The sequence below is a fragment of the Acidovorax sp. GW821-FHT09B03 genome (genome assembly GCF_059418305.1).
The window spans coordinates 82,310-94,970 of the sequence record NZ_JBWKPP010000002.1 but is presented as its reverse complement, the minus strand read 5'-3'; the positions used below and the strand labels follow the sequence as shown (position 1 = coordinate 94,970).

General features: G+C 69.6%; 14 protein-coding genes. 11 read left to right on the top strand and 3 right to left on the bottom strand.

What is annotated here, in order from left to right:
• Window positions 1-150: 150 nt before the first annotated feature.
• On the top strand, window positions 151-924 hold the full coding sequence (locus tag AC07PA_RS03805; protein WP_494604263.1) for a MipA/OmpV family protein: 774 nt from the start codon (window positions 151-153) through the stop codon (window positions 922-924).
• 49 nt (window positions 925-973) lie between these two features.
• Here the strand turns inward: AC07PA_RS03805 and AC07PA_RS03800 are convergent, their stop codons facing one another.
• Window positions 974-1,615 carry a YitT family protein gene (locus tag AC07PA_RS03800; RefSeq protein ID WP_494604261.1) on the bottom strand — a complete coding sequence of 214 codons (642 nt, stop codon included), beginning with the start codon at window positions 1,613-1,615 and terminating at the stop codon, window positions 974-976.
• A 196-nt stretch (window positions 1,616-1,811) separates the two neighbouring features.
• On the opposite strand from AC07PA_RS03800, the gene AC07PA_RS03795 reads away from it, so the two are divergent.
• Window positions 1,812-3,470, top strand: coding sequence for a SulP family inorganic anion transporter (locus tag AC07PA_RS03795; RefSeq protein ID WP_494604259.1), 1,659 nt, complete (start codon window positions 1,812-1,814; stop codon window positions 3,468-3,470).
• A 7-nt stretch (window positions 3,471-3,477) separates the two neighbouring features.
• Here the strand turns inward: AC07PA_RS03795 and AC07PA_RS03790 are convergent, their stop codons facing one another.
• Window positions 3,478-3,990: a hypothetical protein gene (locus AC07PA_RS03790; protein WP_007861248.1), complete on the bottom strand. Its 513-nt coding sequence runs from the start codon at window positions 3,988-3,990 to the stop codon at window positions 3,478-3,480.
• A 42-nt stretch (window positions 3,991-4,032) separates the two neighbouring features.
• Here AC07PA_RS03790 and AC07PA_RS03785 point away from each other — a divergent pair, with 42 nt between their 5' ends.
• The 9 genes from AC07PA_RS03785 to bioF all read left to right on the top strand — a co-directional run bounded on the left by AC07PA_RS03785 (window position 4,033) and on the right by bioF (window position 11,579).
• On the top strand, window positions 4,033-4,239 hold the full coding sequence (locus AC07PA_RS03785) for a DUF3460 family protein (protein ID WP_007861239.1): 207 nt from the start codon (window positions 4,033-4,035) through the stop codon (window positions 4,237-4,239).
• A 75-nt stretch (window positions 4,240-4,314) separates the two neighbouring features.
• On the top strand, window positions 4,315-5,160 hold the full coding sequence (locus tag AC07PA_RS03780; protein WP_494604257.1) for a segregation and condensation protein A: 846 nt from the start codon (window positions 4,315-4,317) through the stop codon (window positions 5,158-5,160).
• A 64-nt stretch (window positions 5,161-5,224) separates the two neighbouring features.
• Window positions 5,225-6,814, top strand: a complete 1,590-nt coding sequence (nadB, locus tag AC07PA_RS03775; RefSeq protein ID WP_494604255.1) for an L-aspartate oxidase — start codon at window positions 5,225-5,227, stop codon at window positions 6,812-6,814.
• A gap of 12 nt (window positions 6,815-6,826) precedes the next feature.
• Window positions 6,827-7,465: a 7-carboxy-7-deazaguanine synthase gene (gene queE, locus AC07PA_RS03770; protein ID WP_494604253.1), complete on the top strand. Its 639-nt coding sequence runs from the start codon at window positions 6,827-6,829 to the stop codon at window positions 7,463-7,465.
• Window positions 7,466-7,489: 24 nt separating this feature from the next.
• Window positions 7,490-7,864 (top strand): 6-carboxytetrahydropterin synthase, encoded by a 375-nt coding sequence (locus tag AC07PA_RS03765; RefSeq protein WP_007856389.1) that lies wholly within the window; start codon window positions 7,490-7,492, stop codon window positions 7,862-7,864.
• Between the two features lie 70 nt (window positions 7,865-7,934).
• Complete coding sequence (panD, locus tag AC07PA_RS03760; protein WP_494604251.1) at window positions 7,935-8,315, top strand: aspartate 1-decarboxylase; 381 nt, start codon at window positions 7,935-7,937, stop codon at window positions 8,313-8,315.
• 5 nt (window positions 8,316-8,320) lie between these two features.
• The gene (gene bioA / locus AC07PA_RS03755) at window positions 8,321-9,664 is read left to right on the top strand and encodes an adenosylmethionine--8-amino-7-oxononanoate transaminase (RefSeq protein WP_494604720.1); all 1,344 of its coding nucleotides are present in this window, start codon (window positions 8,321-8,323) and stop codon (window positions 9,662-9,664) included.
• A complete protein-coding gene (bioD, locus tag AC07PA_RS03750) occupies window positions 9,664-10,338 on the top strand; it encodes a dethiobiotin synthase (RefSeq protein ID WP_494604249.1) in 675 nt (224 codons plus the stop codon). The genes bioA and bioD overlap by 1 nt, the downstream gene beginning before the upstream one ends.
• The gene (gene bioF, locus AC07PA_RS03745; protein ID WP_494604247.1) at window positions 10,335-11,579 is read left to right on the top strand and encodes an 8-amino-7-oxononanoate synthase; all 1,245 of its coding nucleotides are present in this window, start codon (window positions 10,335-10,337) and stop codon (window positions 11,577-11,579) included. Before bioD ends, bioF begins: the two co-directional genes overlap by 4 nt.
• Window positions 11,580-11,635: 56 nt before the next feature.
• On the opposite strand, the gene AC07PA_RS03740 is transcribed toward bioF, so the two are convergent.
• Entirely contained in the window at window positions 11,636-12,394 is a 759-nt protein-coding gene (locus tag AC07PA_RS03740; protein ID WP_494604245.1) for a carbonic anhydrase, read from the bottom strand.
• Window positions 12,395-12,661 lie beyond the last annotated feature (267 nt).

Here is a 12,661-nt window from a genome sequence, read left to right as displayed (position 1 = left end):
AGCAGCGCCATGCAGGGTGGCTAACGGCAGGCTAAGAAAGCCTTCCTACAGTCCACCGGCCTGCCGCGGCAAAGCTACCACCGCTGCGGCCCCCTGTCCACGCAGGTCCGCCCTGCCCCGCATCCTTTTCTTCTTGTGGAAATTGAGACCATGACGATTCGCCTCCCGCATTCATCGATCCACCTTCTGGCGGCACTGGCCGCCACGCTGCCCTTGCTGGCGCCAGCCAGCGCCCAGGCGCAGGAGGCAGGCGCCTCCAGCTGGGGCCTGGGCCTGGCCGTCAGCGCCGACCGCAAGCCCTACCGCGATTTCGACGACAAGCTGCAACCCCTGCCCCTGCTGACCTACGAGAACCGCTGGATCCACATCGCGGGTCCCGGGGTGGATTTCAAGCTGCCCTCGCTGGGCCCGGTGGGCCTGCGGCTGCGCTCGCGCTTCGGTTTCGAGGGCTACGAGGCCGAGGACTCACCCTGGCTGGCCGGCATGCACGAGCGCAAGGGCAGCCTGTGGCTAGGCGCCGCCGCGACCTGGGACACCGGGCCGGTGCAGCTCTCGGCCGAACTGCTGGCCGATGCCTCGGGACACAGCAAGGGGCGCCAGTTCACGCTCAAGGCCGAGCGCCGCTTCCAGCTCGGCGCCTGGGATGTGACGCCGCGCCTGGCGCTGCAGCAGCAGGACCGCAAGACCGTGGACTACTACTACGGCGTGCAGGCCAGCGAGGCCCGCCTCGGCCGCCCGGCCTACGAGGGCAGCTCGGCCGTGAACCTGCAGGCCGGCGTGCGCCTGGGCTACACGCTGGCGCCGCGGCAATGGGTGTTCGTGGACATGGGCGTCACGCGCCTGGGCAGCGCCATCAAGGACAGCCCGCTGGTCAACCGGTCCAGCCAGCCGGCCGTGACGGCGGGCTATCTGTACCGGTTCTGAGCGGCACAAGAACCTGTGCGCGATCTCGCAGGGGATCGCGAACAGTGTCTTAGTGCCCGACGTAGCGGCCCGGCCGGTGGCTGATCCACAAAAAGCCGCTCATCACCAGCACCGCGAGCACCGAGTACGCAACCCGCTCCGGCGGCACGATGAACAGCGCCATCAGCACCACGGCGCCGTCGATGCCCATCTGCACCTTGCCGGCGCGGATGCCGTAGCGGTCCTGCATGTACAGCGAGAGCACCGTGGCGCCGCCCAGGCTGGAGCGGTGGCGCGCCAGGAACAGGCAGCCCGTGCCCAGCAGCAGCCCGCCGAGCAGCGAGGCGAACAGCGGGTTGAGGTAGTCCACGTGCATGACGTGCGGGAACAGCTCGGTCAGGCCCGAGAGCAGCGCCACCGAGACAAAGGTCTTGAGCGTGAACTCGCGCCCCATGCGCGTCCAGGCGAACCAGTAGAACGGCAGGTTCACGAGGAAGAACAGCTTGCCGAACGACACCCCGGTGATGTAGTGCACCAGGAAGGCGATGCCTGCCGTGCCCCCCACCAGCAGGCCGGCCTGGTTGAACAGCATGAGCGCCATGGCCACGAACAGCGTGCCCGCGAAGATGGCCTGTGCGTCCTCGTAGGTGCCGTGGCGCAGCGACTCGGGCGTGTCGGGGTCGAGGAGGGGTGAAGGGGAAGGATCGGGCATGGGTCGGTCCATCAGCATACAGCGGTCATCGGACAGTGGAGATGGCACGAGAACAAGCAAGCACTGCGCCAGAACCGCGCCATGCCAGGGGCCGGCACAGGAAATGCTTGCCCCCCGGCACCTTCCATCCCTCTGCGGCACCGTGGTCCGGTATTGCGCCTGCGGTGCCGGGGAATACACTGGTGCCCTCCTTGCCATGCAGCTGTCCTTCGCCTTCCACCCGCGGCTGATCGATGCCCTGAGCGGCTACAACCGCAGCCGCTGCCTGGCCGATGTCGGCGCGGGCATCACCGTGGGCATCGTGGCCCTGCCCCTGGCCATGGCCTTTGCGATCGCCAGCGGCCTGCCGCCGGGCGCAGGGCTGTGGACGGCCATCATCGCCGGCTTCCTGATCTCGGCGCTGGGCGGCACCAACGTGCAGATCGGCGGGCCCGCGGGGGCCTTCATCGTCATCGTCTACGGCATCGTCGAGCGCTATGGCGTGGCCAACCTGCTCATTTCCACCGCCTGCGCGGGCGTGCTGCTGGTGCTGCTGGGCCTGTTCCGGCTGGGCACGCTGGTGCGCTTCGTGCCCGTGAGCATCGTCATCGGCTTCACCAACGGCATCGCCGTGCTGATCGCGCTATCGCAGCTCAAGGACTGGCTGGGCCTGTCCATCGCGCGCATGCCGGGCGACTTCTTCTCGCAGGTGGCCACGCTGGCGCGACACATCGGCAGCTTCAACCCCTATGCCTTCGGCCTGGGCGCCGTGTGCGTGGTGGGCCTGTTCGTGTGGCCACGGCTGTTCATGAAGGGCTCGCCCGTGGTGCGGCTCATGGATGGCTACAGCGTGCACAGCTTTGCGCGCGTGCCCGCGCCCGTGGTGGCCCTGGTCACGCTGAGCCTGCTGGCCTGGGCGCTCGAATTCCCGGTGGAGACCATCGGCTCGCGCTTTGGCGGCATTCCGCAGGGCCTGCCGGCCTTCGAGCTGCCCGACTTCTCGTGGGAGACGGTGCGCCTCCTGGTCACGCCCACGCTCACCATCGCCCTGCTGGGCGCCATCGAATCACTGCTGTGCGCGCGCGTGGCCGACCAGTTGGCCACCGACAGCCACCACCGCAAGCACGACCCCAACCAGGAGCTCATGGCCCAGGGTGTGGCCAACCTGGTCGTGCCCTTCTTCGGCGGCATGCCGGCCACGGGCACCATTGCGCGCACGGTGACCAACATCCGCTCGGGCGCGACCTCGCCGGTGGCCGGCATCGTGCATGCCGCCACGCTGGCGCTGATCGTGCTGGCCGCGGCCCCGCTGGCACTGCACATCCCGCTGGCAGTGCTGGCGGGCATCTTGCTGTTCGTGGCCTGGAACATGGGCGAGTGGCACGAGTTCGTGCGCCTGCGCCAGTTCAGCAACCACTACCGGCTGCTGATGCTGGGCACCTTCTTCCTCACTGTCGTGTTCGACCTCACGGTGGCGGTGGAAGTGGGCCTGTTCATGGCCTGCGCCCTGTTCGTGCGGCGCATGAGCGGGCTGTTCAAGGCCGAACTGCAACCGCCTGCCGCCGCGGCCACGCCGGGGCGGGCGCCCCAGACCTGGCGCCTGCACGGCGCCCTGTTCTTCGGCGCGGCTGCCAAGATCGACCCCATCGTGCAGGCCGTGGAGGCCGGCCCCGCGGGCGTGGGCCTGGTGCTGGACGCGAGCGAGCTGGTGGCGCTCGACACCACCGGCCTGGATGCCCTCGGCCAGGTGCTCAAGGCGGTGGAGCAGCGCGGCGGAACCCTGCACATCGTGCACCTGCACGAACAGCCGCGCTCGCTGATGGAGCGCTCGGGCTTCGCCGACCGGCTGGCCGCACAGCCCGGCGCACAGCAATAGCAGCTACTTACTTTCCGCCCTTCAGCTCCGGTGCATCCAGATCAGGCCCGGTCTCGGTGCGCAGCACCTTCGCGCCCGGCCCCTGGACCACGGTGAACACCTGCGACTCGTTGCGCGCGTTGGCAAAGCGCCACTGCACATGGATCTCGTCCTTGAGCGGGTACGGCGACACCTTGGCGGCCTTGCCCAGCAGGCGGCGCACGGCGTCCATGCCCATGCCGGGCTGCACCCGGGCGAAGTTCTCGGGTGTGAGCACCTGGCGCACGGCGATCAGCTTGCCGTCGGCCCCGATGGCGATCATGTAGTTGACCTGGCCGGCCGGCTGGCGGTTGTATTCGAAGGTACGGCTGCCGTCGGCCTCGTTCCAGGTGTTTTCGGGCACGCCGAAGCGGTCGCGCACGTCCGCCTCGGTGGACACGCCGGGCTGCAGCTCGCTGATGCGCTGGGGGTCGCAGCCGGCGGCGGCGAGCAGCGCCAGGGTGGTGATGGCAGCTGCCAGGGCACGAAAAAATGGGGGCATGGGGTCATCCCGGTAAAATCAGGGAAAAGAGGTTACCAGTCCATGTCCATTTTCCGCCGCCCCGATTACCAATCCGACACCACGCAGTTCATCAACCAGCTCAAGGCGAGCCGGCCCGAGCTCGACGCCCAGCAGGTGGCAGGCCGCGCCCTGCTGTGGGACAAGCAGGTGGACCGCAAGATCTGGGGCGAGTACCGAGAAGGCCAGGTCGAGCAAAAGCCCTACGTCTACCAGACCAACGCCGACTGAGCGGGTTATCGGCATGAAAACGGCCTCCAACGCTTTTTCACAAAGCGTTTGAAGCTCTTTATTTCATAGCAATTGATGAGCAGCAGCGCGAGCGAAGCCGATGCCGCAGTCCAGGACCAGGGCATGCCCGACGTGGTGGACCAGGTTGCCCTGGCGCGCCTGTACGGCGAGCCGCTGTTCGCCCTGCCCAACGACCTGTACATCCCGCCGGACGCGCTCGAGGTCTTCCTCGAAGCCTTCGAAGGGCCGCTGGACCTGCTGCTGTACCTGATCCGCAAGCAGAACTTCAACATCCTGGACATCCCCATGGTGGGGGTGACCAAGCAGTACCTGGCGTATGTGGAGGAGATCCGCAGCCGCAACCTGGAGCTGGCCGCCGAGTACCTGCTGATGGCGGCGATGCTGATCGAGATCAAGTCGCGCATGCTGCTGCCGCCCAAGAAGCAGGCCGAGGGCGAGGAGCCTGTGGACCCCCGGGCCGAGCTGGTGCGCCGCCTGCTTGAGTACGAGCAGATGAAGATGGCCGGCATGCGCCTGTCGCAGCTGCCGCAGTACGGGCGCGACTTCCTCAAGGCCCAGGTCTACATCGAGCAGAGCCTGCAGCCGCGCTTTCCCGACGTGCACGTGGTGGAGTTGCAGGAGGCCTGGCGCGACATCATGAAGCGTGCCAAGCTGGTGCAGCACCACAAGATCACGCGCGAGGAACTCTCGGTGCGCGAGTACATGAGCATGGTGCTCAAGACGCTGCAGGGCCGCCGCTTCGTGGAGTTCGAAGAGCTTTTCGAGCCCGAGCGCGGCAGCACCGTGCTGGTGGTGACCTTCATCGCCTTGCTGGAGCTCGCCAAGGAAACCCTGATCGAAATCACCCAGGCCGAGGCCTTCGCGCCCATCTACGTGCGCCTGGCGTACACCCCCGCCTGACGACGACCACCGCCTGATTTCGGCCATGGCGGGCGGCCATGGCCTCCATTCACCCCTGCAAGCCATGGCATCTCACGACTTCGACGTTCTCATCGTAGGCAGCGGCCTCGCCGGTCTCTCCGCGGCCCTGCACCTGGCGCCCACGCACCGCGTGGCCGTGATCACCAAGCGCCACTTGCACGACGGTGCCAGCGGCTGGGCCCAGGGCGGCATCGCCGCCGTGCTGGCCGACGGGGACAGCTTCGGCGCCCACGTGGACGACACCCTGGTGGCCGGCGCCGGCCTGTGCGACCTGGCCGCCACGCGCTTCGTGGTGGAGAACGCGCCCGAGGCCATTGCCTGGCTGCAGCAGCTGGGCGTGCCGTTTTCGCTGGAGGACGGCGCCCTGCACCTCACGCGCGAAGGCGGCCACAGTGCGCGGCGCATCGTGCACGCCACCGATGCCACGGGCGCGGCCGTGCAGCGCACCCTGATCGACGTGGTACGCGCCACGCCGGGCATCACCCTGTTCGAGCAGCACACGCTGGTGGACCTGATCAGCGCGCGCAAGCTCGGCGCCAAGGGAGCCGACCGGTGCCTGGGCCTGTATGCCCTCGACGAAGCCACCGACGAGGTCATCACCTTCCGCGCGCCGCAGACCATCCTGGCCACGGGCGGCGCCGGCAAGGTCTACCTGTACACCACCAACCCCGACACCGCCACGGGCGACGGCATCGCGGCCGCCTGGCGCGCGGGCTGCCGCGTGGCGAACCTGGAGTTCATCCAGTTCCACCCGACCTGCCTGTACCACCCGCACGCCAAGTCGTTCCTGATCACCGAGGCCGTGCGCGGCGAGGGCGGCCTGCTCAAGCTGCCCGCAGCGGCCGGCGGCACGCGCTTCATGCCCCAGCACGACGAGCGCGCCGAACTGGCGCCGCGCGACGTGGTAGCCCGCGCCATCGACTACGAGATGAAGCGCCATGGCCTCGATTGCGTGCACCTCGATATCTCGCACCAGAGCCCGGCCTTCCTGCAGGAGCACTTTCCCAACATCCTGGCGCGCTGCGCCGAGCTCGGGATCGACATCACCAAGGAACCCATTCCCGTGGTGCCGGCCGCGCATTACACCTGCGGCGGCGTGCTCACCGACCTGGCGGGACGCACCGACCTGCCCGGCCTGTTCGCCATCGGCGAGACGGCCTGCACCGGCCTGCACGGCGCCAACCGCCTGGCGAGCAACTCGCTGGTCGAATGCATGGTGTTCGCACGCGCGGCCGCACAGGCCATCGCTGCGGCCCCCGCAGTGGAACTGCCCACGCTGCCGCAGTGGGACGACAGCCGCGTGACCGACGCCGACGAGTGCGTGGTCATCTCGCACAACTGGGACGAGCTGCGCCGCTTCATGTGGGACTACGTGGGCATCGTGCGCACCAACAAACGCCTGGACCGCGCGGCCCACCGCATCGCGCTGCTGCAGGGCGAGATCCACGAGTTCTACTCGCACTTCCACGTCACGCGCGACCTGCTGGAGCTGCGCAACCTGGTGCAGGTGGCCGAGCTCATCGTGCGCAGCGCACAGATGCGCCGCGAGAGCCGGGGCCTGCACTTCAGCCGCGACTACCCCGAGCTGGCCGCCCCCGCCGCGCCTACAATCCTGGTGCCACCGGTGGCCTGAGGGCCTGAACCCATGACCTACAGCGTCAAGGAAATCTTCTACACCCTGCAGGGCGAGGGCGGGCAGGCAGGCATGCCCGCCGTGTTCTGCCGCTTTGCGGGCTGCAACCTGTGGAGTGGCCGCGAGGCCGACCGCGCCAGCGCCATCTGCCGTTTCTGCGACACCGACTTCGTGGGCACCGACGGCACCCTGGGCGGCAAGTTCGCCGATGCCGATGCCCTGGCCGAGCGCATTGCCGCCCAGTGGTCCGCCCACGATGCCGATCACCGCCTGGTGGTGCTCACCGGTGGCGAGCCCCTGCTGCAGGTGGATGCGGCGCTGATCGAGGCCCTGCACGCGCGGCGCTTTCGCATTGCCGTGGAGACCAACGGCAGCGTGGCCGCGCCGCCGGGCATCGACTGGCTGTGCGTGAGCCCCAAGGCCGGCGCACCCTGGGTGCAGCAGCAGGGCCAGGAACTCAAGCTCGTCTGGCCCCAGGCCGGCATGGACCTGGCGGCCATTGCCGCCACCGGGCAGTTCGCCCAGCGCTTCCTGCAGCCCATGGACGGGCCCGACCAGGCCGCCCACATCGCCCTGTGCATCGCCACCTGCATGGAGCAGCCCGCCTGGCGGCTGAGCCTGCAGACCCACAAGATCAGCGGCATCCGCTAGTCCCCTGCTCCTCTTCTTCCTGCCATGCAGTTCACGATTTCCCAGCGCTTCTTCTTCGACGCGGCCCACACCCTGCGCCGCGAGATCGAGGCGGAAGGCAGCCGCCGCATCCACGGCCACACCTACCACGCCGAGGTCTCGCTCAGCGGCCCGCGCGACCCCGCCACCGGCATGGTGCTGGACCTGGGCCTGCTGCGCCGGGGGCTGGACGTGGTGCGCGAGCAGCTCGACCACCACATGCTCGACGAGGTGCCCGGCCTGGGCATTCCCACGCTCGAAAACCTGTGCCTGTTCATCGCCCAGGCCCTGCCTGCCGAGCTGCGCCCGCGCGTGAGCCGCGTGCGCGTGTGGCGCGAGGCCCTGGGCGACAGCTGCGCGCTCGACTTCACACCGCCCTGAGCTCCCGCTCACGCCTGCCTGGCAGGCGCCTGCCAACACCTCCCTGACTTCAACCCGAGGAAGAAGCCCGATGTTCCGCACCCTGCTCAAATCCAAGATCCACCGCGTGGCCGTGACCCAGTGCGAGCTGCACTACGAGGGCTCGTGCGCCATCGACGAAGACCTGCTCGATGCAGCCAACATCGCCGAGAACGAGCAGATCCACATCTGGAACATCAACAACGGCGAGCGCTTCGTCACCTATGCCATCAAGGGCCAGCGCGGCAGCGGCATGATTTCGGTGAACGGCTCGGCCGCGCGCCGCGCCAGCCAGGGCGACCTGGTCATCATTGCCGCCTTTGCCCAGGTGCACGAGGAGCAGGTGGCCGGCCACGTGCCGCAACTGGTGTTCGTGGACGGGCACAACCGCCAGACCGCGCTGCGCCACGCCGTTCCCACACAGGCGCTGTGAGCACGATGGCAGCCGCTGCACCGACCACCACTGGCGGGGGCCTGGTCGCCCGCAGCCTGGCCCATGTCTGGCACCCCTGCACGCAGATGAAGCGGCACGAGGCCCAGCCGCCCGTGGCCATCGCCCGCGCGCAAGGCCCCTGGCTCTACGGCACCGATGGCCGGCGCTACCTCGATGGCATCAGCTCCTGGTGGGTCAACCTCTTCGGCCACAGCCACCCGCACATCAAGGCCGCGCTCGCCGACCAGATGGAGCGGCTGGACCATGTGATGCTGGCCGGCTTCACGCACGCCCCGGTGGTCGAACTGTCGGAGCGCCTGGGCGCACTCACGGGCCTGGGCCACGCGTTCTATGGCAGCGACGGCGCGGCCGCCACCGAGATCGCGCTGAAGATGAGCGCCCACTACTGGCGCAACACGGGCCGCCCGGGCAAGAGCCGCTTCGTGGGCCTGGCCGGTGGCTACCACGGCGAGACCGTGGGGGCGCTGGCGGTGACCGACATCGCGCTGTTCCGCGAGGCTTATGCCCCGCTGGTGCGCCTGGCCGCCACCGTGCCCAGCCCCGATGCGCGCGCCGCAGCACCGGGCGAGACACCCGCGGACGTGGCCCGGCGCAGCGCCGCCGCGCTCGAGGCCTGGCTGGCCGAGCACCATGCCGACACCGCCGCGCTCATCGTGGAGCCCCTGGTGCAGTGCGCGGCCGGCATGGCCCTGCACGACCCCGAATACCTGCGCCTGGCGCGCGCGCTGTGCGACCGCTACGAGGTGCACCTGGTGGTGGACGAGATCGCCACCGGCTTCGGCCGCACGGGCAGCATGTTCGCGCACCAGCAGGCCGGCATCCGGCCCGACTTCATCTGTCTGTCCAAGGGCCTCACGGGCGGCACCTTGCCGCTGTCGGCGGTGCTGACCACGGACACGGTCTACCAGGCCTTCTATGCCGACGAGGTGGCGCGCGGCTTTCTGCACTCGCACTCGTACACCGGCAACCCGCTGGCCTGCCGCGCGGCCCTGGCCACGCTGGAGCTGTTCGACCAGCTGGATGCGCTGAACGCCAACCAGGCCCTGGCGCAGCGCATCGACACCGCCTGCGCGCCCCTGGCCCGCCACCCGCGCGTGCGCCATGCGCGCCGCCTGGGCATGGTCTGGGCCTGGGACATCGCAACCACCCTGCCCGACTTTTCGCGCCGCTACCACCAGCACGCCATGGCCGGCGGCCTGGTGCTGCGCCCCATCGGCAACACGCTGTATGCCATGCCGCCCTATGTGCTCGATGGCGAGGCCATCGACTGCCTGGCCAGCGGCGCGCTCGGCGCGCTCGATGCCACCCTGAACGAGGAGACCTGCTGATGGCGATCGCATGTTTTGTGACCGGTACCGATACCGGCGTGGGCAAGACGCTGGTGTCCGCGGGCCTGCTGCACGCGCTGGCACGGCACCACCGCCGCGTGGTCGGCATGAAGCCGGTGGCCGCGGGCGTCGTGCCCTGGGACGGCGACTGGGCCAGCGAAGACGCCATCGCGCTGCGCGCGGCGTCCACCGTGGCCGTGCCGGCGGCGCTGGACAACCCGGTGCTGCTGCCCGACCCGCTGTCTCCCCACATCGCGGCGGCACGCGCGGGCGTGCAGATCGACATCGCGGCCATCGTGCGCAGCTACCAGGCCCTGGCGGCCGAGGCCGATGCGGTGGTGGTCGAAGGTGCCGGAGGCTTTCACGTACCGCTGTCGGACACCACGACCGGCGCCGACCTGGCCTGTGCCCTGGCGCTGCCCGTGGTGTTGGTGGTGGGCCTGCGCCTGGGCTGCCTGAACCATGCGCTGCTGACGGCCGAGGCCGTGCGCGCGCGCGGCCTCACGCTGGCCGGCTGGGTGGCCAACCGCGTGGACCCCGCGATGCTGGCCGCGGACGAGAACATCGCCTACCTGCGCGCGCGGCTGCAGGCGCCCTTGCTGGCCGAGGTGCCGCACCAGGCCGTACCCGAGGCGCGCAGCCTGGTCTTCGAACTGCCCGGGGACTGGCAATGAACGCGCCGGCAGCCTCCTGGCTCGACGAGATTCCGGCGCGGCTGGCGGACATCGAGCGCGCCCACCTGCTGCGCCGCCGCCGCGTGGTACAGCCTGCGGGCGGCGCCCGGCTGCTGGTGGACGGGCAGCCCATGCTGGCCTTTTGCAGCAACGACTACCTGGGTCTGGCCGGCCACCCGGCGCTGGCCGAGGCCGCGCGCGAGGCCACGCACCGCTTTGGCGTGGGTTCGGGCGGCTCGCCCCTGGTCAGCGGGCACAGTGCCGCCAACGCGGCGCTGGAGCAGGAGCTGGCCGCCTTCGTGCAACTGCCGCGCGCTCTGTACTTCTACGCCGGCTATGCCACCAACACCGGCATCATCCCGGCGCTGGTGGGCGACGGCGATGCGCTGTTCTCCGACGCGCTCAACCACGCCTGCCTGATCGACGGTGCACGCCTGTCGCGCGCCACCATCCACCGCTACCCGCATGCCGACCTGGCGGCGCTGGAGGCGGCCCTGGCGGCCAGCCCCGCGCGGCGCAAGCTGGTGGTCAGCGACGCCGTGTTCAGCATGGACGGCGACCTCATCGACATCCCGGCGCTGCTGGCGCTGTGCGAGCGCTTCGATGCCCTGCTGCTGCTCGACGACGCCCATGGCTTCGGCGTGCTGGGGCCACAGGGGCGCGGCAGCCTGGCGCAGGCCGGCCTCACCGGGGCCGCCGCATCGCGCCGGGTGCTGTACATGGCGACGCTGGGCAAGGCCGCCGGCGTGGCCGGGGCCTTCGTGGCGGGCGATGCCGCGCTGATCGAATGGCTGCTGCAGAAGACCCGCACCTACATCTTCGCCACGGCCGCCCCGCCGCTGCTGGCCAGCGCCCTGAGCAAGAGCCTGGGGCTGATCGCGGCGGCCGATGACCGGCGCCAGCAGCTCGGCGCGCGCATCGCGCAGCTGCGCAGCGGGCTGGCCGCCCTGCCGGCCGCAGTGGGCTGGCACCTGCTGCCCTCGGACACCGCCGTGCAGGCGCTGGTGATCGGCAGCAACGAGGCCGCGCTGGCGGTGATGGAAAGCCTGCGCGCAGAGGGCCTGTGGGTGCCCGCGATCCGCCCGCCGACGGTGCCGGCCGGCACGGCGCGGCTGCGCATTGCGCTGTCGTCCGCGCACACCGCAGAAGACGTCGATCTGCTGCTGCAGGCGCTGCAACGGCACGCGGCAGGGTGCATGGCGGCGGCTGCGCCAGGCAGCGGCGCTCCCGCCACGGTCTAAAACCTACATGGTTCAAAGCCCGTGCAGCCCAGGGCTGCACGGGACTGCCTGTCAGATCAGGTGCTTTCCTTGACCACCCGCCCATTGAGCGGCTGCAGCGGCCGCGCATTGGCGCTGTAGACCTTGCGGAAGGCCTTGATCTGCTGCGCGCTGAGCTTGACGGGTTCCTTGAGCACCATCCACTGCACACCTTCCGAGCAGGGAGGCGTGGTCAGCGAGCCGGCGAAGCTGTAGTAGCCCCGTTTCTCCGGCAGCAGGGCGGCGGGCTGCAGCGCCAGGCCGTCCACCGTGACCTGCTCACCCACGCGCGGCAGATGCGCGAAGATCGGCTCCCAGGCCTCGTTCTTCTTGCTGCCCGGCTGGAGCAGCACGGCCACCACGCCCAGGCCACCGTCCTCGGCCTTGTGCACGAAATGCGCCACCATGGCGGCACGCTTGCCGCCCAGGGCCTCTTCGCTCGGGGTATGGAAATGGAACTGCAACAGTTCCAGCGCCTTGCCATCCACCACCAGCTTGCTGCCGGCGGGCACGTTGACCTGCACGGTGTGGCCGTTGTTGAGGATGGTGGGTGCCCCGGCGGCGTACTGGAAGTCGAGCGCCGGCAAGGCCTCCTTCACGGTCTTGCGGATGTCGATCGGGCTTTGGGTGCTGCCGCGCGCGCAGGCCTCGAAGCCCTGTTCGAGCGCGCCCCAATGGGCTGCGCCATGCTTGCCCTTGTACTCCCAGTGCGCGTGCGGGCCCTGGGCATTCGCCAGGGTGGCACACAGCGCAAGGCAGGCAAAGGTCACGCGTCGAATCAATTTCTGGTGTGTCATGGTTATATTGAAGACGAGGGTGGTAGACACCGCTGCCGCCCGGGGCACGCGCACGCGCACCTTCGGCGTTGTCCAATCGAAAACGGGCGGGCAGGCGGAAGGAGGGTGGTGAAACAACAACGCAAAGAGGCGTGCGCAGCCAGCCTGGAGACCGCACCAGGCTGCCGCGATTCTGTACAGCAACGCCTGGTTGGAGAACCCCGAAGGGGAGAGCCCCTTGCCCCAAGTCAACCATAAAGGGCGGCACCAGCGCACGGCCACCCCATG

Excerpts from the sequence above, each read along its gene's own strand:
- AC07PA_RS03805 (WP_494604263.1), top strand. The coding sequence starts at position 151 with ATGACGATTCGCCTCCCGCATTCATCGATCCACCTTCTGGCGGCACTG.
- AC07PA_RS03800 (WP_494604261.1), bottom strand. The coding sequence starts at position 1,615 with ATGCCCGATCCTTCCCCTTCACCCCTCCTCGACCCCGACACGCCCGAG.
- AC07PA_RS03795 (WP_494604259.1), top strand. The coding sequence starts at position 1,812 with ATGCAGCTGTCCTTCGCCTTCCACCCGCGGCTGATCGATGCCCTGAGC.
- AC07PA_RS03790 (WP_007861248.1), bottom strand. The coding sequence starts at position 3,990 with ATGCCCCCATTTTTTCGTGCCCTGGCAGCTGCCATCACCACCCTGGCG.
- AC07PA_RS03785 (WP_007861239.1), top strand. The coding sequence starts at position 4,033 with ATGTCCATTTTCCGCCGCCCCGATTACCAATCCGACACCACGCAGTTC.
- AC07PA_RS03780 (WP_494604257.1), top strand. The coding sequence starts at position 4,315 with ATGAGCAGCAGCGCGAGCGAAGCCGATGCCGCAGTCCAGGACCAGGGC.
- nadB (WP_494604255.1), top strand. The coding sequence starts at position 5,225 with ATGGCATCTCACGACTTCGACGTTCTCATCGTAGGCAGCGGCCTCGCC.
- queE (WP_494604253.1), top strand. The coding sequence starts at position 6,827 with ATGACCTACAGCGTCAAGGAAATCTTCTACACCCTGCAGGGCGAGGGC.
- AC07PA_RS03765 (WP_007856389.1), top strand. The coding sequence starts at position 7,490 with ATGCAGTTCACGATTTCCCAGCGCTTCTTCTTCGACGCGGCCCACACC.
- panD (WP_494604251.1), top strand. The coding sequence starts at position 7,935 with ATGTTCCGCACCCTGCTCAAATCCAAGATCCACCGCGTGGCCGTGACC.
- bioA (WP_494604720.1), top strand. The coding sequence starts at position 8,321 with ATGGCAGCCGCTGCACCGACCACCACTGGCGGGGGCCTGGTCGCCCGC.
- bioD (WP_494604249.1), top strand. The coding sequence starts at position 9,664 with ATGGCGATCGCATGTTTTGTGACCGGTACCGATACCGGCGTGGGCAAG.
- bioF (WP_494604247.1), top strand. The coding sequence starts at position 10,335 with ATGAACGCGCCGGCAGCCTCCTGGCTCGACGAGATTCCGGCGCGGCTG.
- AC07PA_RS03740 (WP_494604245.1), bottom strand. The coding sequence starts at position 12,394 with ATGACACACCAGAAATTGATTCGACGCGTGACCTTTGCCTGCCTTGCG.